We start from the raw sequence: 17,731 nt of genomic DNA, 5'->3' as shown, positions 1-17,731 counted from the left end.
GAAAGGCTTGCTCTCCAAATCCTGTCCGAAGCTGCTGCCGAACCGATGCCCGGTCGATATTGGCCGTCCCGCACCCACGGGCCGACGATCGCTACATCACCAGACAATCAAGATCAGCTGGTGTATGGTATGCCACCGTCTATCGCAGATCGACAAGCGGCTGCCAAGGGGATTATCTCGCGTGCGGACTTTCGTTCCGCGGTCAAGAAGGGCATTCGAGCTTGCAAGTCGCCGCCGACCCGACGGATCGGGCTGAAGAAATCCTCGTCTCAGCTTCCCGGCTGTTTGCCCGCCACTCCTATGCCAACGTGACGATGGAGCAGGTCGCAGCATCGGTGCAGGCCGTGCCGGGCGCGCTGTATCACTATTTCCGCGACAAGGAAGATCTGATCTTCCACTGCTATCTGCGCGGCCTTGCGATCTATCGCCACGAGATCGAGGCGGCCGCCGAGCCCGGCATCGACGGGCTCGAGATCATCAGGCGCTTCGTGCGCGGCAGGCTGAGGCCCGAAGGCCAGCGCATGATCCTGTTCAGCGATATCGATGCGCTGGCCGCGCCCTACAGCAGCGAGGTCCATGCCAAGCGCTGGCAGAACGCCGCGCTGCTGGCGGACATCCTCGATCGGGGCGTGGCGGACGGCTCGATCGCCTGCGACGAGCCGCTGCTCACGGCGGTGGCGCTGATCTCCATCCTGGACTGGGTTCCGTTCTGGCTGTCCGAACGCGACTACTACACGCGGCAACAGGCGATCGATGCCATCGACGACATCATCACGCATGGCGTCTACCGGCGCGAGATCGCGCTCCCCAAAATGCCCGAGCCGCTCAGCCTCGCCCCTTTTCTCGAGGCTCGCGCAGCGTTGAACAAGCGGGCCGCCAAGTTCGACAGGATGCTGTCGATCGCCTCCGACAGCTTCAACCGAAGGGGCGCCTCGGGCACGTCGCTCGAGAGCATCGCAGCCGATGCGGGCATGACCCGCGCCGGCATCTACTATCATTTCAGTGAAAAGGAGAGCCTGTTGCTGGCCTGCCTGCGACGCGGGCTCGCCGGCGAGGTCAGCATTCGCGAGCATCTGCAAGAGCACAGCCTTGGAGCATTCGATCACATCGTGCAGCGAATTCGCCTGCTGCTGATGCTGCACGACACGCCCTGCGGCCCAAAGACGACCTACCACAACATCAACTATCTCAACGACGCAGACCGAAAAGCCTATGTCGGAGACGTGCTGGCGACGATCCGGCAAGACCAGAACAGCTATCAGCGCTGGGTCGACGAGGGCCGTTTCCGCCGCATCGATACCTATTTCGCGGAGCGCATTCTCACCGGAATGGGCCACTGGTATCCGATCTGGTTCAAGACCAGGCGTGACTGGTCTCCAGCCGAGATCGCCGATCATTTCGCGCGGCTATTCCTCGCGGGCCTCAAGCCGCGCCGACATCCGGGCTAGATCCGCCACGGTAGCGATCCCGGTTTCCCCTTCCCCCTGAAAGGGGGAAGGTCGGGATGGGGGTCAGCCGCAGGCGACGCTTCAAGTGGAGACAGCCGATCCCCACCCGCTTCGCTCTAACGAGCGAAGCGACCTCCCCTCTTCAAGGGGAGGTTTGGAGACGGACAACGCCGGTTCGGAACCGAGAATAAGCGTGAGCCCCATCCAAAAGTTTACCTGTAATTCAAAACTGCGCCCGATTCCGGCGGCATATGGCCTATAACATCATAATACCTTCTGCTAAAACTTGACGCAGTATTCAAAGCGAAAGTTGCGAAGGCTCGGCGATTGGGGTTATGAGACGGCCTCGATCGCTAAAGATCAAGAAACACGAGCAAGGGAGAACGCAGGATGCATAGGCTGATCGTTGCCGCCGCGGCAGCGCTGACGGTGTTGGGAGGCGCGGCGTCCGCGCAGGAATCCATCAAGATCGGCTATATCGATCCGCTCTCCGGCGGCGGCGCCAGCGTTGGCGAAGGCGGCCTGAAGACGTTTCAGTATCTCGCCGACGAGTTGAACGCCAAGGGCGGCATCCTCGGCCACAAGGTCGAGATCGTCCCGCTCGACAACAAGACCAATCCGCAGGAAAGCCTGGTGCAGGCGCAGAAGGCGGTCGACGCCGGCGTCCACTACATCACCCAGGGCAACGGCTCGTCGGTCGGCGCGGCGCTGGAAGACTTCGTCACCAAGCACAATTCGCGCAACCCCGGCAAGGAAGTGCTCTACTTCAACTACGCCGCGGTCGATCCGGCGATGACCAACGAGAAGTGCAGCTACTGGCACTTCCGCTGGGATGCGAACTCGGACATCAAGATGGAAGCGCTGACCAACTACATGAAGGGCCAGCCGTCCATCAAGAAGGTCTACCTGATCAACATGGACTATTCGTTCGGCCAGTCGGTGCGCACCACGGCGCGCAAGATGCTGGGCGAAAAGCGGCCGGATATCCAGGTCGTCGGCGACGAACTGCACCCGATGCTCAAAGTCACCGACTTCTCGCCCTACATCGCCAAGATCAAGGCGTCCGGCGCCGACACCGTCGTGACCGGCAACTGGGGCCAGGACTTCGCGCTGCTGCTGAAGGCGGCGGCTGACGCCGGCCTCAAGGTCAACTGGTACACCTATTATGCCGGCGGCGCCGGCGGACCGACCGCGGTCAAGCAGGCCGGCCTCGAGGGCCAGGTGTTCCAGATCAGCGAAGGCGTCCCGAACTCCGGCAACAAGGCGGCGATGGATTTCGAGAAGGACTTCCGCGCCAAGACCGGCATTTCCGTCTGGTATCCGCGCGCGGTCAACGAGATGCGGATGTTCAAGGCGGCCGCCGAGAAGGCCAATTCGATCGATCCGGTGAAGGTCGCGGCCGCGCTCGAAGGCATGAAGTTCGAAGTGTTCGACGGCGGCGAGGGCTTCATCCGCAAGGACGACCACCAGTTCTTCCAGCCGATCTACATCTCCTCGTTCGGCGCGCTGGCCGACAAGACCAAGGAGCCGTTCGACGAGGAAAACACCGGCTGGGGCTGGCGCATCGTGTCCAAGATCGACACCGCGCAGACGATGCTTCCGACCACCTGCAACATGAAGCGGCCCTGATCGGCCGCCTCTCTCCCGTCATTCCGGGGCGGTCCGCAGGACCGAACCCGGAATCTCGAGATTCCGGGTTCGCCCGCTGACGCGCGCGCCCCGGAATGACAGGCAAGCTCCTTTCCTTCGACAGGTCTGATCACGTGAACCGTTCCAGTCTCAAGCGAGTGCGCCGTGGCTGAGCTGATCGTCATCTCGACGCTCAACGGCGTCCTGTTCGGCATGCTGCTGTTCCTGTTGTCCAGCGGGCTCACCGTCATCTTCAGCATGATGGGCGTGCTGAACTTCGCGCATGCCAGCTTCTACATGCTCGGCGCGTTCTTCGGCTTTCAGCTCACGCGCTGGATCGGATTCTGGCCGGCCCTGGTGCTGGCGCCGCTGCTGGTCGGCGCGGTCGGCATGGCGGTCGAGCGCTACGGTCTGCGCAACACCCACAAGCACGGCCATGTCGCCGAACTGCTGCTGACCTTCGGACTTGCGTTCGCGATCGAAGAGATCGTCTCGATGATCTGGGGCAAGAGCCCGGTGGACTACCGCGTCCCGGCGGCGCTCGACTTCCCCGCCTTCACCGTGTTCTCCACCAATTACCCCGCCTACAAGATCTTCATGCTGGTGATCTCGGTCGTGATCTTCATCGCGCTGCTGGTCACCTTGAAGAAGACGCGCGTCGGCCTGATCGTGCAGGCCGCGCTGACCCATCCGAGCATGGTCGGCCATCTCGGCCACAATGTCGGCCGCGTGTTCATGCTGGTGTTCGGCGTCGGCAGCGCGCTCGCGGGCCTTGCCGGCGTCATCGCCGGTCCCTCGCTGGTGACGCAGTCCGACATGGCCGCGCTGCTCGGCCCGATCCTGTTCGTCGTCATCGTGTTCGGCGGCCTCGGCTCGCTGCCCGGCGCCTTCATCGCTTCGCTCCTGATCGGCTTGATCCAGACCTTTGCAGTTGCTTTGAACGGCTCGCTCGCCAGCGTGTTCGGCCCGCTCGATCCGAGCCTCGGCCCCTCGCCACTCACCGACATCTGGAACGTCACGATCGCGCAGATCGCACCGATCCTGCCTTATGTGCTGCTGGTACTGGTCCTGATCTTCCGCCCCATGGGCCTATTGGGGACGCGCGAGTCATGAGCAACGCTTCCACGCCCTCCATCGCTGCGGCCAAGCAGGAGCCCGGCAGCGCCTTGAGCTTCTATGGCGTCTGGCTGCTCGCCGCGGTCGCGCTGGTCGTGCTGCCGCTGGTGTTCGGCACCGGCGGCTCGATGACCTCCTTCAGCCTGATCGGCATCGCGATCATCTTCGCGCTGTCCTACAACATCCTGCTCGGCCAGACCGGGCTGCTGTCGTTCGGACACGCCGTGCAGTACGGCCTCGGCGGTTTCCTCGCCGTGCATGTCATGAACGCGGTCGCGAGCCACAACTGGCCGATCCCGCTGCCGGTGATCCCGCTGGTCGGCGGCATCGGCGGCATGGCGTTCGCCCTCCTCGTCGGCTGGGTGATGACCAAGCGCGCCGGCACCGTGTTCGCGATGATCTCGCTCGGTATCGGCGAACTGGTCGCTTCGTCGTCGCTGATCCTGCGCAGCGTGTTCGGCGGCGAATCCGGCATCACCACCGACCGCACCTCGCTGATGCCGATGTTCGGCTGGACCTTCGGGCCGCAGATCCAGGTCTATTACCTGATCGCGTTCTGGGTGATGGTGTCGGCGATCGCGATGTATGCGCTGACCCGCACGCCGCTCGGGCGGATCTGCAACGCGGTGCGCGACAATCCGGAGCGCGTCGAGTTCATCGGCTACGATCCGCATGTGGTGCGCTATCTCGCCTACATGTTCGCCGGCTTCTTCGCCGGCATTGCCGGCGGGCTGGCGGCGATCAATTTCGAGATCGCCAACTCGGCCTATCTCGGCGCGACGCAGTCGGGCCTCGTGCTGTTCTCCGCGTTCATCGGCGGCACCGCCTATTTCTTCGGTCCGATCCTCGGCGCCATCCTGGTGACCTATCTGCAGCTCGGGCTGACCAGCGTCACCTCGGTCTGGCAGCTCTATTTCGGCATCATCTTCATCGGCATCGTGATGTTCGCACCCGGCGGCATCGCCGGCATCCTGATGAAGCACCGCCCGCTGATCCGCGCCGGGACCCTCGGCACCGTGATCCCGTCCTATCTGGTCGCGACGATCCCGACGCTGGCGCTGGCGCTCGGCATCATCCTGACCATCGAAACCGTTGCGCGCTTCTCGGGCGGCGATGTGATCAACCTGCTCGGCGTTCCCTTCGTCGCCACGGCGCCGACGACCTGGGCGGCCGCGGCGGTCCTGCTCGTCGGCGGCTTCCTGGTCGCGCGCATCACCTGGCGGCGCGTTGCGGAAGCCTGGGACCGCGCCGCGACGGTGGCCCGTGACCGGGGGTATCTCGCATGACCGCTGCCATCCAAGTCAACGCCGTCGAGAAGAGCTTCGGCAATGTCGCCATCATCCGCGATCTCAACCTGAGCGTCGCCAAGGGCGAGCGTCACGCCATCATCGGCCCGAACGGCGCCGGCAAGTCGACGACGTTCAACCTGATCAGCGGCCACATCAAGCCGACCTCCGGCGAGATCCGCCTCAACGGCGAGGTGACCTCGGGCTTGCGGCCCTTCGAGATCAACCGGCGCGGGCTGTCGCGCTCGTTCCAGGTCACCAACGTGTTCGCCCGCATGACGGTGTGGGAGAACGTCCGCTGCGCCGTGCTGTGGGCGACCGGCCACCGCTACGCGTTCTGGAAGAACGTCGACAATCTGCCCGAGGTGAAGCAGCGCACCGCGCAGATCCTCGACGACATCCATCTCAGCCACCGCCGCGACGTGCCGGCGGGCCTCTTGACCTATGCCGAGCAGCGCGAGCTCGAGATCGGCATCACGATCGCGGGCGGCGCCAGCGTCATCATGCTGGACGAACCGACCGCGGGCATGAGCCACGCCGAGACCGAGCGCGCCGTCGCGCTGATCCGCCGCCTCACCGAGGGACGCACGCTCGTCATCGTCGAGCACGACATGAGCGTGGTGTTCGGCCTCGCCGACCGCATCTCGGTCTTGGTCTACGGCCACATCATCGCCTCCGGCACACCGGAGGAGATCCGCGGCAACCCGAAGGTCAAGGAAGCCTATCTCGGCGAGGAGGTCGACTGATGCTCGAGGTCAGGAATCTTCACGCCTATTACGGCAAGAGCCACATCCTGCAGGGCGTCGATCTCGACATCGCGGCCGGCGAGGTGGTGAGCCTATTGGGGCGCAACGGCGTCGGCCGCTCCACCACCGTCAAGGCGATCATGGGCGAGGTGCCGCCGCAGGGCACCATCCGCTTCAAGGGCCAGGATATCGCGGGCCTGCCGAGCCACAAGATCGCACGCCTCGGGCTCGGCTATGTGCCGGAGCATCGCGACATCTTCCCGAGCCTGACGGTTCGCCAGAACCTGATCCTCGGCATCAAGGACCCGCGCCGCCCCGGCAAGTGGCGGCTGCAGGAGATGCTCGACATGTTCCCGAACCTCGCCGCGCGCGCCGACACGCCGGCGGGCGTGCTGTCAGGCGGCGAGAAGCAGATGCTGACCACCTGCCGCACGCTGCTCGGCGACCCCGAATTGATGATGATCGACGAGCCGACCGAAGGCCTGGCGCCGCTGATCGTGCAGCAGGTCGGCGAGCTGATCGCGCGGATCGCGAAAGCCGGCGTCGCGATTCTCCTCGTCGAGCAGAAGCTGTCGATCGCGATGAAGATCTCCAACCGGGTCTACATCATGGGCCACGGCCGCGTGGTGTTCGAAGGCACCCCCGACCAGCTCAAGAGCAATGCCGCCGTTCGCGAGGAATGGCTCGAGGTGTGAGGCGGGTGACGGCGATCGACGAAGCAATCGAACGTCGACGTAGTAGCGCCATCAGTCAGTTCGCGAACACGACCCAGACCAGCGCGACCAAGAGACTGTGGAAACAAATTATCGAAGCCAGGAATAGCCAGTCGTCCCCGGTCATGGGGCCGAAAACCACGGCCAAAGCGCGGCGACAGCGACACGCGAGCTGGGACAAGAGGTTCGACTGCATCGGACTGCCCTAGCGGAGTACACTCCGCCAGGTCTTGCTAGTCTGTGCCAGCTAGTTGAGAGCTGGTGTCAGCCCATCACCGATCGCCATTCGAGCTGCGATAGGCCCTCGGCGTGAGGCCGGTCCAGCGGACGAACGCATGTGTGAAGGAAGAGACCTCGCTGTAGCCCAATAGCCATGCGATCTTGGAAATCGGCAGCTCCTCATCTTCGAGGTAATGGCGGGCAAGGGCAATTCGAAACGCCTTGAGAACGTCTGAGAAGTCCACCCCCTCCGACGACAATGCGCGAGCGAGAGTTCTCCGGCTCATGCCAAGACGACGCGCGACCGCCTCGGCATTGGCTTTGCCGTGCGGCAGCAACTGGGCGATGTGTCCTTCGACGCGTGACTGCACGCTGCTTCGTCTCGGTGCCCGGTTACGAAGCGCTTCGTCGGCATATTGAAGCAACATCCTGTTGAGATGCAAATCGGCCCCCACGACAGGCAATGCGCCGATCCGGGACGGAAACAAAAGCTCGTCGCTGTCCGCTGCAAATTCGATCTCGCATCCAAGAAGAGATCGCACATCCGACGGCGTTTCTCGTCTGGAGTGCTTCAACTTGATTTGCTTTGGGACCAGCCTGCCGTCAGTCAGTGCGCGGCAAATACGGATCAGCGCAACCAGCCAGAATTCCGCATGGTGACGATCCGACGACCGATCGATGTTGACATATTCGAACCCGATGGCGAAGCCGCGATCCAGAGAGCTTCGCAACCGCACACCCTCGTTGTTGATCGCGCAGTAGCGTCCGCCGATTTGCAAGGCGTCAACGAGATGCTCCGATGAAGCCATGACGTAGTACAGAAGCCCGATCTCGCCCAGCTCGAAGCCTTGAGCCAGATGGAGTCCGAAGCAGTCGTCCTGCAATTCCCTTGCGGCGAGTTCGAGCAGCCTGACCTGCGCTCGTGCATCGATGCGGCGCTTGCGGTCCTCGACGTCGTCGATTGCCAGGCCTGCAGCTGACACGATCGGGACCGGATCAACCTGCGCATCGCGCAGCCGGGCACATGCGAGACGCGCGATCCCCCCGGCAGAGCTCGGTATCGACGGCAAGGCGCTAGCAACGCGTGTGGCGGCTTTCATTCGGCACCGAACTGTGTTCGTGGCTCAACGTCGGGAGCTTCCGGGATCGTATTTTGACCTATGTCAAACGAGCTCATGGGTTCGAGGCATCCGGTCTGACACCATCTCGCAATTTAACGACCCAGGATCACAAGACGCAACGGACGCAAATCGTCTAGCCGATTGCTCCGCGGCCAATCCATTTCTGCCTTGAAACGACGGCAGTCGGCTTCCAATGGGCCTGCGCAGGGGCGAACTCGTCATGGGCTTGGTCAAGCATGCAAATTCGCTGGGACAGGCGATTGGCGCCGAAGCGAACAGCCATATGAGCTAGGTCGTGGTTGGACAAACACCTGCCCAGCATAGCGGCATTCATCGTTCAATTCATTACACGATCATTGAAGGCGAGACCGCCGGCACCTGGCGTTACTCGTTCTCCATCGGCGATCGCAACTATTCGGGAACGGTTCAGGCGGTCCTGGGATTGCTGGCGGCACGCCGCGTAAGGATGAAGATCGATCGGGTGTTAAGGCAAAACGCGTCAATTGATCATCAAGGCCGGCAGCGGGTGGAGAAAGAGGTCGAGACGCCCGCTCCGCTCGTCCCACCAGCCGATCCCAAGGACTAGCGCGGCTGTAGCCGCGCTAGGTGTCTGGTCCCGGAGTGTGGGGGAATCAGCCAAACTGGTCCTTCATTCCGGGAGGACCTATGGGCCAGATACTCCATGGCAGCGCCACGACCACGCACGCGATCCGAGCGGCAATACAGCGATCGAAGGCTCCGCTCAAAGAGCTAGCCGCCCAGCACGGGCTCAACCAAAAGACGGTCGCCAAGTGGCGTAAGCGCACCTTTGTCCACGATGCGCCGATGGGGCCAAAGACCGTGCGCTCGACCGTGCTTTCTGCCGAGGAAGAGGCGATGGTCGTCGCCTTCCGCAAGCACACGCTCCTGCCTTTGGATGACTGTCTCTATGCGCTGCAGGCGACGATCCCGCATCTCACGCGCTCGTCCTTGCACCGCTGCCTGCAACGTCACGGGATCAGCCGCTTACCCGAGATCGCCGGCGACAAGCCCGCCAGGCAACCCTTCAAGCGCTACGCCATTGGCTACTTCCACATCGATATCGCTGAGGTCCGCACCGAGGAAGGCAAACTCTATCTCTTCGTGGCGGTGGACCGGACCGCCAAATACGCCTTCGCCCGGCTGGTGAAGAAGGCCACGGGTGCAGCAGCCAGGGCCTTCCTCGAAGAACTGGTGGCGGCCGTCCCTTTCCGGATCCACACTGTACTGACCGACAACGGTATCCAGTTCGCCGACCTGCCTAAGAATCGTGATGGCGCCACTGCAAGCTGGCGCGGCCATCCCTTCGACCGGGCCTGCCTGGGACACAGCATCGAGCATCGCCTGACCAAGCCCAATCATCCTTGGACTAACGGTCAGGTCGAGAGAATGAACCGCACGCTCAAGGAGGCAACCGTCCGGCGATACCACTACGAGACCCACGAGCAATTGGAAGATCACCTCGCTGCCTTCCTTGATGCTTACAACTTCGCCAGACGCCTTAAGACCCTGCGTGGTCTCACGCCCTATGAAGCTATCTGCAAAGCATGGGCCGACGAACCAAACCGCTTCAGGATCGATCCCATCCACTTGACCTCGGGACTGAACACCTAGCCCGGCCGGAGCAACGCCACCACGTCGCCCGCGCGCAGCGTCTGGCCGGGCTTCACCGGCACCGAGGCGATGCGGCCCGCCGCGGGTGCGTGCACGGAGATCTCCATCTTCATCGACTCGATGATGGCCAGCACGTCGCCGGCCGCGACCTTGGCGCCTTCCTCGACCAGCACCTTCCAGATGTTGCCGGGCACTTCGGAGAACGCGCCAATCTGACCGTCGGGAATCCCCGTCGCGGCGGCTGCCGCATCGATCGTTTCAGCCGGCGCCTCGTCGAGCTTCATCTCGCGCCAGCGCTGGCGCTCGGCGTCGAACGCGGCCTGCTGCGTTGCCTTGAACGTGGCGATTGACGGCTTCGCGTCGGCCAGTGTCCTGGCATAGTCGGCGTAGGAGAACTCGCCCTCTTCGATCCTGATGTCATACTGCCCGTGCGGGAACGCGGCGCGGGCGTCGAGGAGTTCATCGGCGTCGACCGGGAAGAAGCGGATCTTGTCGAAGAACCGCAGCAGCCAGGGATGGCCCGGCTCGAACACCCGCGTGGTGCGCCAGGTGTTCCAGACCTGGATGGTGCGGCCGAACAGCTGGTAGCCGCCCGGCCCTTCCATGCCGTAGATGCACATATAGGCGCCGCCGATGCCGACCGCGTTTTCCGGCGTCCAGGTCCGCGCCGGGTTGTACTTCGTGGTCACCAGCCGATGCCGCGGGTCGAGCGGCGTCGCCACCGGCGCGCCGAGATAGACGTCGCCGAGGCCGAGCACGAAATAATCCGCGTCGAACACGATGCGGCGGACATCGTCCTCGCTCGCAAGCCCATTGATGCGTCGGATGAACTCGACATTCGACGGACACCATGGCGCATCCGCGCGGACCAGTTCCTGATATTTGCGCATCGCAAGCTCAGCCTCCGGATCGCGCCACGACAGCGGCAGATGCACGGTGCGGCTCGGCACCCGCATCGCGTCGACCGGCGGCAATTCGCGCTCGATCCGCTTGAGCACGTCGAGCAGCTTTTGCCGCGACAGCGCCGTGCCGTCATAATGGATCTGCAGCGAGCGGATGCCGGGCGTCAGATCGACAAGGCCGCGGAGCTTCGCTTCCTCCAACGCCTGCGCCAGCACATGCACGCGCAGCCGCAGCGCGATGTCGAGCTCCATCGGGCCATATTCGACCAGCAGATTGTCGTCGCCGGCGCGGCGGTAGACCACCGGAATCGGGCCGTCGTCATTCCGACCGATGATAGCCGATCCGAGCGCGGGCGCGCGCAGCACCGTGGGGCCGGCAACCGGATCGTCGCGTTTGACCGGCACGAAGCGGACCGTGTCGCCGGGCCGGAGCTGGCCGACCTTCCAGAGTTCGTCGCGGGCGACAACGGCCGGACAGACAAAGCCGCCGAGGCTCGGTCCGTCGGGCCCGAGAATGATCGGCATGTCGCCGGTGAAGTCGATCGAGCCGACCGCATAGGCGTTGTCATGGATGTTCGACGGATGCAGCCCGGCCTCGCCGCCGTCGGCGCGGGCCCAGCGCGGCTTCGGCCCGATCAGCCGCACGCCGGTGCGGGCGCTGTTGAAATGCACCTCATAGCTCGCCGCGAACAGCGTCTCGATATCCTCGTCGAGGAAGAAATCCGGCGCGCCGTGCGGGCCATAGACCACGCCGACCTGCCAGGCCGATGTGAGCTGCGGCCGCTCGTCCTCCGCGGCGCGCCGCGGCGCCGCAGGGCCCGATGGCCCGGCACCGATATGCAAGACGTCGCCGGCCTTCAGCGATCCCGTCGCATGGCCGCCGAACGCGCCGAGCGCAAACACGGCACGCGACCCGAGAATTTCGGGCACGTCGATGCCGCCGCGCACGGCGAGGTATGTGCGCTGGCCCGGGCCCTTGATGCTGCCGATGGCAAGCGTCTGGCCGGCGCGTATCGCGAGCGGCTCATCGTAGGCGACATCAGCGCCGTCGAGCGATGCCTTCATCTGCGCGCCCGACAGAGCGACGATCGCATCGGTGTTGAAGCGCAAGGTCGGCCCGTTGACCGTCAGCTCCAGTGCGGTCGTCGTCTCCGGATTGCCGACCACGCGATTGGCGAGGCGAAACGAGCGTTCGTCCATCGGGCCGCTCGGCGGTACGCCGACATGCCAGAGATGCAGCCGGCCGGGCAATTCCTGCACTCCGCTTTGCGCGCCCGGCGCGACAACGTCGATGGTGCGCGGGCGATAGCCGAATTCGCCAAGCACACTCGTCGCCACTTGCCCGCTGCGGAACACGTCGGACGCCGCGATCGCACGCAGATAGTCCAGATTGGTCTCGATGCCGGCGACGACCGTATCGTCCAGCGCTTTCGAAAGCCGGGCGATCGCGGCCTCGCGCGTATCGGCTGAAACGATGATCTTGGCCAGCATCGGATCGTAGAACGGCGATACCTCGGTGCCGGTCTCGATCCAGCCGTCGATCCGCGCCTCCGGCGAAAAGCTGACCTGCGTCAGCCGGCCCGCGCTCGGGCGAAAGCCCGCGCCCGGGTTCTCGGCATAGAGCCGCACCTCGATCGCCGCGCCCTTTGGTGCAAGCGCGCCCGCCTGGCCGAGCACATCCTCGCCGGCCGCCTGCCGGATCATCCATTCGACGAGGTCGACGCCGGTGACCTGCTCGGTGACGGGATGCTCGACCTGCAGGCGGGTGTTCACCTCGAGGAAATAGAAATCGTCGCGCTCGACGTCGTAGATGAACTCCACGGTGCCGGCAGATTCATAAGCCACGGCCTTGCCGAGCGACACCGCGGCCGCGTGCAGCCGCCGGCGGATGTCGGCGGACAGCCCCGGCGCGGGCGTCTCCTCAAAGACCTTCTGGTTGCGCCGCTGCAGCGAGCAATCGCGTTCGCCGAGCGCGACCACGCCGCCCTTGCCATTGCCGAAGATCTGCACCTCGATATGCCGCGCTCGCGCAACGAACCGCTCGAGATAGACCCGGGCGTCGCCAAAGCTGGCCCGCGCCGTGCGTTGCACCGATTCGAAGCGCTCGCGCAGCGTCGCCATGTCGTGGCACAGCTGCATGCCGATGCCGCCGCCGCCCGCCGTGCTCTTCAGCATCACCGGGAAGCCGATTGCTTCAGCCTGTTGCACCGCCTCGTCGATTGTCTCCAGCAGGCCGGAGCCCGGCAGCAGCGGCACGCCGCTGCGCTCGGCGATCTCGCGTGCCTTGTGCTTGAGGCCGAAGGCGTCGAGATGCTCAGGCCGCGGCCCGATGAACTTGATGCCGTGCTCGGCGAGCCGTTCGGCAAAGCGGCGGTTCTCCGACAGGAAGCCGTAGCCGGGATGCACCGCCTGCGCACCGGTGGCAAGGCACGCCGCCATGATCGCATCGACATTGAGGTAGCTCTCCGCGGCGGGCGCAGGACCGATCCGCACCGCCTCGTCGGCGTCGAGCGCCGGCCGGGTGAAACGGTCGGCGTCGGAATAGACCGCGACCGAGCCGATGCCCATGCGGCGCAATGTTCTGCCGATCCGCCCGGCGATCTCGCCGCGGTTGGCAATCAGGACCTTGCTGAACATGCCTCACGCCTCCGGCTCGACGATCGCGACGTCGAAGATCGTGACCTGGACCGGCGTCGGGAAGAATCCGTTGCAGGGATTGTTGATCTGCGGACAGTTCGAGATCAGGCACAGCACGTCCATCTCGGCGACCAGCTCGATGGCGTCGCCGGGCCTGGAGACGCCGTCGACCACGGTGAAATTGCCGGCGGGATCGATCGGCACGTTCATGAAGAAGTTCAGATTCGGCACGATGTCGCGCTTCGACATGCCGTATTTCGCGGCTTCGATCACGAAATTCTCGCGGCAGGCGTGCTGATAGCGGGTCTGGTGCCCGAACCGCACGGTGTTGCTCTCACAGGAGCAGGCGCCCGCCGATGTGTCGTGCAGGCCGCAACTGTCTGCCGTCACGCGCAGCATCACGCGGCCTTCGTTGGACATGATCCTGGTGCCCAGCCCGACATAGGCCGAGCCCTGCGCGCGCAGCGTATCCTGGCCGCTGTAGCGCTCGCCGAAATCACTGGCGCAATAGAACAGCGTGTCGACCGCCTGCTGGCCATGGCTATCGGTGATCCGCAGCGTCTGCCCCTTGCGGATGATCGCCGACCACGGCTTGCGCGCGGGAATTTCGACATCGAGAACGATGCGGCCGGCGGTGCGAACAGGTTGCATGGTCATCGCACGGCTCCTTCCAGGGCTTCGCCGAGATACAGCGCATTGTTCTCGTAGGCGCGGGCCGCTTCCGCGGTCGCAGTCCGGCACAGATCGTCGGCCGCCGGCGCGGCCGCGCGGTAGCGCACGATCTCCACGCTCGCCTGCGGATAGATTTTGGCGGGATCGAGCGGATGCGGGCAGTTCGACAGCGCGATCAGAAGCTCCATCTCCGCGCGCAGATCGACGAAATCGCCCTGCTGCCGCCGCTGCTCCGACCAGACAAACTTGCCGTCGGCGTCGATCGCGACCGGTGCGAAGAAGCTGACGCAGGGATGCACGTCGCGGCGATCAAGGCCAAGCTTGGCTGCGGCGAGAATGAAGTTGTCGCGCGTGTTGCGGAAATTGCCCTCGCCGTATCTGGCTAGGTTGGTCGCCGCGGTCGAGCCGCCGACCACGGCATCATGTGCGGCGCTGCTGTCCTCAGTGACGCCGAGCAGCGCGCGCCCCATGTCGGACAGCAGCACCCGCCCCTTCTGCAACCGCGCCGCCCACTGCACCTTGATGGTGTCGGCGTGGTTGAGCCGCTCGGTGGTGTCGGCACTGTTCCAGGCGAGCAGGCTGACGGTCGACGTCCCCGATGTGTTGACGACGCGCAGGGTGTCGCCGCGGTTCAGCCGCGTGGTCCAGTACCAGCCGGATGGGATCGTCTCGCGGTGAATGACCGTGTCGGCATCGATCGGCGCGGCGTCGCGCGCGGTCGGCGCCGGCAGCGCCCGCGGCGCGTGCTCCTGCCCCGCCGCCTTCAGCTCGTTATACCGCCGGGTATGCGCCGCGATCTCGGCCCTTTGTTCCTCTGTGAGGATCATGGTTGCTCCTTCAAGACGAGAGCGCCGGGCCGTCCCGGCTGATGCTCCTTGCCTGACCGGGTCGTCCCGGTCGGAGCTGGTTGAACTGACGACCGCAGCTCCGCACTGCGGCGCGGAAAGATCTCGAGGTCGCGCGACACCGTGGCGCCGTAGCGCTCGCGCTCCTCGGGGCGGTTGCGCTGCCGCTCCAGCGCGATCACGCGCGTCGCGAGTCCGAAGGCTTCACTGAGGTCATGCGTCACCATCACGACCGTCAGATGAGTCTCGTTCCAGAGCCGCTTCATCAGAAGGTGAATGTCGGCGCGGATTCCGGGATCGAGCGCACCGAACGGCTCGTCGAGCAGCAGGATCTTCGGCCCGCGCATGATCGCCTGCGCCAGCGCGAGCCGCTGCTGCATGCCGCCCGACAAAGCGGACGGATATTTGCTCTCCTGGCCGGCGAGCCCGACCTCGGCGAGCAGCTTCATCGCTTCGTCGGCGGCGGCGCGGCGCGCGGCACCGAACAGCCGGCCGGTGAATTTGGCGTCGCGCAGTTCGCGCCCGAGCATGACGTTCTGCAAAACCGTCAGATGCGGAAACACCGAGTAGCGCTGGAACACCACGCCACGGTCGGCGTCCGGCTCGCCAGGCAACGGCTTGCCGTCGACCAGGATCTGGCCGCGGGTCGGCTGCTCCTCGCCGAGCAGCATGCGCAGCAGCGTGGTCTTGCCGCAGCCGGACGGGCCGACCAGCGCAATGAAGGCGCGCGGCTCGACCTCCATCGTGATGCGCTCGAGCACGATGTGGTCGCCATATTCCTTCCAGACGTCGTCGAAGCGGATCGCGCTCATTCCGCCCTCACCGAAGCAAACCACGGAAACAACCTTCGCTGCATGACGCGCAGGCCGACGTCGATCAGGAACGCCAGCAGCGTGATCCAGGCGACGTAGGGGATGATGACGTCCATCGCGAGATAGCGGCGCACCAGGAAGATCCGGTAGCCGAGCCCGGAATCGGATGCGATCGCCTCGGCTGCGATCAGGAACAGCCACGCCGGCCCGAGCTGCAGGCGCAACACGTCGATCAGCCGCGGCAGGGTTTGCGGCATCGCGACGCGCAGCGCGATCTGCCAGGTCGAGGCGCCGAGCGTCTGTGCCTTGACGATCTGCTCGCGCGGCAGCTCCTGCACCTTCATGGCGAGATCGCGGATCATGCAAGGCAGCGTCCCGATCACGATCAGCGCAATCTTGGAATTCTCCCCGAGCCCCATCACGATGAACAGGATCGGCAACAGCGCCAGCGGCGGCACCATCGAGGTGACAGACACGAACGGCCCGAGCAGGGCGTTGGCGCCCGGCAACAGCCCGATCACGATCCCGAGCACGAGCGCCGCCACCGTCGAGATCGCCAGCGCCGAGCCGAGCCGCCCCAGGCTGGCGACCGTGTCGGAGGCCATCAGATAGCCGCCGGTGCGCGGGTCGACCTCGAACGCCATCTGCTTGACGGCCTGCACCATGCTCGGCAGCGCCGGCAACAGCTTGTCATTCGCGTTCTGCGCGAGCCGCGCGCTGGAGCCGGCGAAGTAGGCGATTGCGACCAATACGAACGGCAGCGCGAGCAGATAGAACCGCGTCTGCCGTCCCGGCCGTATGTTCACAAGTCGCATGGTCAGCTCCTGCTTGGGGCGACGCACTGCGCGTCAGAGCTTGGCGTCAGAGCTTGCCCTTGGCGGCCTCGTCCATGTAGGTCGGATCGAAGCGCAGCTTGACGTTCGACTTGTCGCCCAGCACCGACTTGTCGGCGAGCTCGATGCCGACCGCGTCGGCCGACTTCGCGCCCTTGCCAAGCAGGTCCTTCTCGAACAGGAACTTGCGCACCCGATCCATGGTCACGCCGACGGTCTGGCTGCGCGTGAAGGCTTCGGCATCGGTTGCCTTGTCGAACAGTTTTGTGGTCGAGAGCTGGCTGTCGAAGCCGGCGAGGTCGGTGCCGGAGGCCTTGGCCATCGCCTCCTTGGCGGCCTTCGCCGCGGCGTCGTTCGCCGTCATTTTGGACAGCGTCTCGTACCAGATGCCGACCAGCGCCTTGGTGAAATCCGGGTTGTCCTTTGCAACCGCTGTGTTCACCACCATCAGGTCCATGATCTCGCCGGGGATTTGCGAGGAATCGAACACCTTCTTCGCGTCGGGCGAGCCGAGGATTTCGGTTACGATCGGATTCCAGGTCACCACCGCGCTGACGTCAGGCGTCTTGTAGGCGGCCGCGATATCGGCGTCGGAGGTGTTGATGACCTTGACGTCCTTCTCGCTCAGCTTGCTAGTCTCGAGTGCGCGCGCCAGCAGATAATGCGACACCGAGAACTCGACCAGATTGACCGTCTGGCCCTTGATCGCGGCGAGATCGGTCTTGTTCTTCAGGATCACCGCGTCGTTGCCGTTGGAAAAATCGCCCATCACGACCGCGGTGGTGTCGACGCCGCCGGCTGCCGGAATCGAGAGTGCGTCCATGTTGGTGATGGTGACGGCGTCATAGCCGCCGGCAGTGTACTGGTTGATCGATTCGACGTAGTCGTTGAACTGCTTGACCTCGATCGCGATGCCGTATTTGTCGGCCCATTTCTTGACGATGCCGGTGTCGGCCGCATAGCCCCACGGCATCCATCCGACATAGATCGACCAGGCGACCTTGAAGCTTTTCTTCGGCGCGGCGTCGGCCGCAGGCGCAGCCGCCAGCACGACCGCGCAGCCGATGACAACAGAGCGAAGGAAGAAAACGAATTTGTTCATTGCCGATCCCTCTTGCGA

General features: G+C 64.6%; 15 protein-coding genes. 8 read left to right on the top strand and 7 right to left on the bottom strand.

Features of this window, described 5'->3' with window-relative positions; translation table 11 throughout:
* Positions 1–221: 221 nt before the first annotated feature.
* The 6 genes from ACVIHF_RS40490 (at position 222) to ACVIHF_RS40465 (ending at position 6,920) form a co-directional block, all read left to right on the top strand.
* Positions 222–1,448 carry a TetR/AcrR family transcriptional regulator gene (locus ACVIHF_RS40490; protein ID WP_082653828.1) on the top strand — a complete coding sequence of 409 codons (1,227 nt, stop codon included), beginning with the start codon at positions 222–224 and terminating at the stop codon, positions 1,446–1,448.
* A 390-nt stretch (positions 1,449–1,838) separates the two neighbouring features.
* Positions 1,839–3,077, top strand: coding sequence for a branched-chain amino acid ABC transporter substrate-binding protein (locus ACVIHF_RS40485; RefSeq protein ID WP_057017914.1), 1,239 nt, complete (start codon positions 1,839–1,841; stop codon positions 3,075–3,077).
* 165 nt (positions 3,078–3,242) lie between these two features.
* A complete protein-coding gene (locus ACVIHF_RS40480; protein ID WP_016847025.1) occupies positions 3,243–4,190 on the top strand; it encodes a branched-chain amino acid ABC transporter permease in 948 nt (315 codons plus the stop codon).
* Complete coding sequence (locus tag ACVIHF_RS40475) at positions 4,187–5,479, top strand: branched-chain amino acid ABC transporter permease (protein WP_456793696.1); 1,293 nt, start codon at positions 4,187–4,189, stop codon at positions 5,477–5,479. Before ACVIHF_RS40480 ends, ACVIHF_RS40475 begins: the two co-directional genes overlap by 4 nt.
* The gene (locus tag ACVIHF_RS40470; protein WP_028332917.1) at positions 5,476–6,225 is read left to right on the top strand and encodes an ABC transporter ATP-binding protein; all 750 of its coding nucleotides are present in this window, start codon (positions 5,476–5,478) and stop codon (positions 6,223–6,225) included. The genes ACVIHF_RS40475 and ACVIHF_RS40470 overlap by 4 nt, the downstream gene beginning before the upstream one ends.
* Positions 6,225–6,920 carry an ABC transporter ATP-binding protein gene (locus ACVIHF_RS40465; RefSeq protein WP_050385202.1) on the top strand — a complete coding sequence of 232 codons (696 nt, stop codon included), beginning with the start codon at positions 6,225–6,227 and terminating at the stop codon, positions 6,918–6,920. Before ACVIHF_RS40470 ends, ACVIHF_RS40465 begins: the two co-directional genes overlap by 1 nt.
* 290 nt (positions 6,921–7,210) lie before the next feature.
* Here the strand turns inward: ACVIHF_RS40465 and ACVIHF_RS40460 are convergent, their stop codons facing one another.
* Entirely contained in the window at positions 7,211–8,257 is a 1,047-nt protein-coding gene (locus ACVIHF_RS40460) for an AraC family transcriptional regulator (protein WP_229159805.1), read from the bottom strand.
* Between the two features lie 316 nt (positions 8,258–8,573).
* On the opposite strand from ACVIHF_RS40460, the gene ACVIHF_RS40455 reads away from it, so the two are divergent.
* Together ACVIHF_RS40455 and ACVIHF_RS40450 are read left to right on the top strand one after the other, a co-directional pair.
* Complete coding sequence (locus ACVIHF_RS40455) at positions 8,574–8,864, top strand: hypothetical protein (protein ID WP_310881464.1); 291 nt, start codon at positions 8,574–8,576, stop codon at positions 8,862–8,864.
* An 80-nt stretch (positions 8,865–8,944) separates the two neighbouring features.
* The gene (locus tag ACVIHF_RS40450) at positions 8,945–9,910 is read left to right on the top strand and encodes an IS481 family transposase (RefSeq protein WP_456792940.1); all 966 of its coding nucleotides are present in this window, start codon (positions 8,945–8,947) and stop codon (positions 9,908–9,910) included.
* Here the strand turns inward: ACVIHF_RS40450 and uca are convergent.
* The 6 genes from uca to ACVIHF_RS40420 are packed head-to-tail and all read right to left on the bottom strand — an operon-like array spanning position 9,907 to position 17,713.
* Entirely contained in the window at positions 9,907–13,449 is a 3,543-nt protein-coding gene (gene uca / locus ACVIHF_RS40445) for an urea carboxylase (protein ID WP_456793695.1), read from the bottom strand. The two genes, ACVIHF_RS40450 and uca, sit on opposite strands and share 4 nt — an antisense overlap.
* A 3-nt stretch (positions 13,450–13,452) precedes the next feature.
* Positions 13,453–14,106, bottom strand: coding sequence for an urea amidolyase associated protein UAAP2 (locus ACVIHF_RS40440; protein ID WP_310881466.1), 654 nt, complete (start codon positions 14,104–14,106; stop codon positions 13,453–13,455).
* On the bottom strand, positions 14,103–14,948 hold the full coding sequence (locus tag ACVIHF_RS40435; protein WP_253604430.1) for an urea amidolyase associated protein UAAP1: 846 nt from the start codon (positions 14,946–14,948) through the stop codon (positions 14,103–14,105). Before ACVIHF_RS40435 ends, ACVIHF_RS40440 begins: the two co-directional genes overlap by 4 nt.
* Positions 14,945–15,778: an ABC transporter ATP-binding protein gene (locus tag ACVIHF_RS40430; RefSeq protein ID WP_168858506.1), complete on the bottom strand. Its 834-nt coding sequence runs from the start codon at positions 15,776–15,778 to the stop codon at positions 14,945–14,947. Before ACVIHF_RS40430 ends, ACVIHF_RS40435 begins: the two co-directional genes overlap by 4 nt.
* Positions 15,775–16,593 (bottom strand): ABC transporter permease, encoded by an 819-nt coding sequence (locus tag ACVIHF_RS40425; protein ID WP_253604432.1) that lies wholly within the window; start codon positions 16,591–16,593, stop codon positions 15,775–15,777. Before ACVIHF_RS40425 ends, ACVIHF_RS40430 begins: the two co-directional genes overlap by 4 nt.
* Positions 16,594–16,639: 46 nt before the next feature.
* The gene (locus ACVIHF_RS40420; RefSeq protein ID WP_456793694.1) at positions 16,640–17,713 is read right to left on the bottom strand and encodes a putative urea ABC transporter substrate-binding protein; all 1,074 of its coding nucleotides are present in this window, start codon (positions 17,711–17,713) and stop codon (positions 16,640–16,642) included.
* Between the last annotated feature and the right edge of the window lie 18 nt (positions 17,714–17,731).

The sequence above is a fragment of the Bradyrhizobium sp. USDA 4506 genome, from assembly GCF_054058795.1.
Note: the sequence above shows the minus strand (reverse complement) of the source record. Positions and strands in the feature narration are given on the sequence as shown.

Bases quoted from the DNA above. Each gene is read 5' to 3' on its own strand.
- ACVIHF_RS40485 (WP_057017914.1), top strand. From the start codon at position 1,839: ATGCATAGGCTGATCGTTGCCGCCGCGGCAGCGCTGACGGTGTTGGGA.
- ACVIHF_RS40475 (WP_456793696.1), top strand. From the start codon at position 4,187: ATGAGCAACGCTTCCACGCCCTCCATCGCTGCGGCCAAGCAGGAGCCC.
- ACVIHF_RS40470 (WP_028332917.1), top strand. From the start codon at position 5,476: ATGACCGCTGCCATCCAAGTCAACGCCGTCGAGAAGAGCTTCGGCAAT.
- ACVIHF_RS40465 (WP_050385202.1), top strand. From the start codon at position 6,225: ATGCTCGAGGTCAGGAATCTTCACGCCTATTACGGCAAGAGCCACATC.
- ACVIHF_RS40460 (WP_229159805.1), bottom strand. From the start codon at position 8,257: ATGAAAGCCGCCACACGCGTTGCTAGCGCCTTGCCGTCGATACCGAGC.
- ACVIHF_RS40450 (WP_456792940.1), top strand. From the start codon at position 8,945: ATGGGCCAGATACTCCATGGCAGCGCCACGACCACGCACGCGATCCGA.
- uca (WP_456793695.1), bottom strand. From the start codon at position 13,449: ATGTTCAGCAAGGTCCTGATTGCCAACCGCGGCGAGATCGCCGGGCGG.
- ACVIHF_RS40440 (WP_310881466.1), bottom strand. From the start codon at position 14,106: ATGACCATGCAACCTGTTCGCACCGCCGGCCGCATCGTTCTCGATGTC.
- ACVIHF_RS40435 (WP_253604430.1), bottom strand. From the start codon at position 14,948: ATGATCCTCACAGAGGAACAAAGGGCCGAGATCGCGGCGCATACCCGG.
- ACVIHF_RS40430 (WP_168858506.1), bottom strand. From the start codon at position 15,778: ATGAGCGCGATCCGCTTCGACGACGTCTGGAAGGAATATGGCGACCAC.
- ACVIHF_RS40425 (WP_253604432.1), bottom strand. From the start codon at position 16,593: ATGCGACTTGTGAACATACGGCCGGGACGGCAGACGCGGTTCTATCTG.
- ACVIHF_RS40420 (WP_456793694.1), bottom strand. From the start codon at position 17,713: ATGAACAAATTCGTTTTCTTCCTTCGCTCTGTTGTCATCGGCTGCGCG.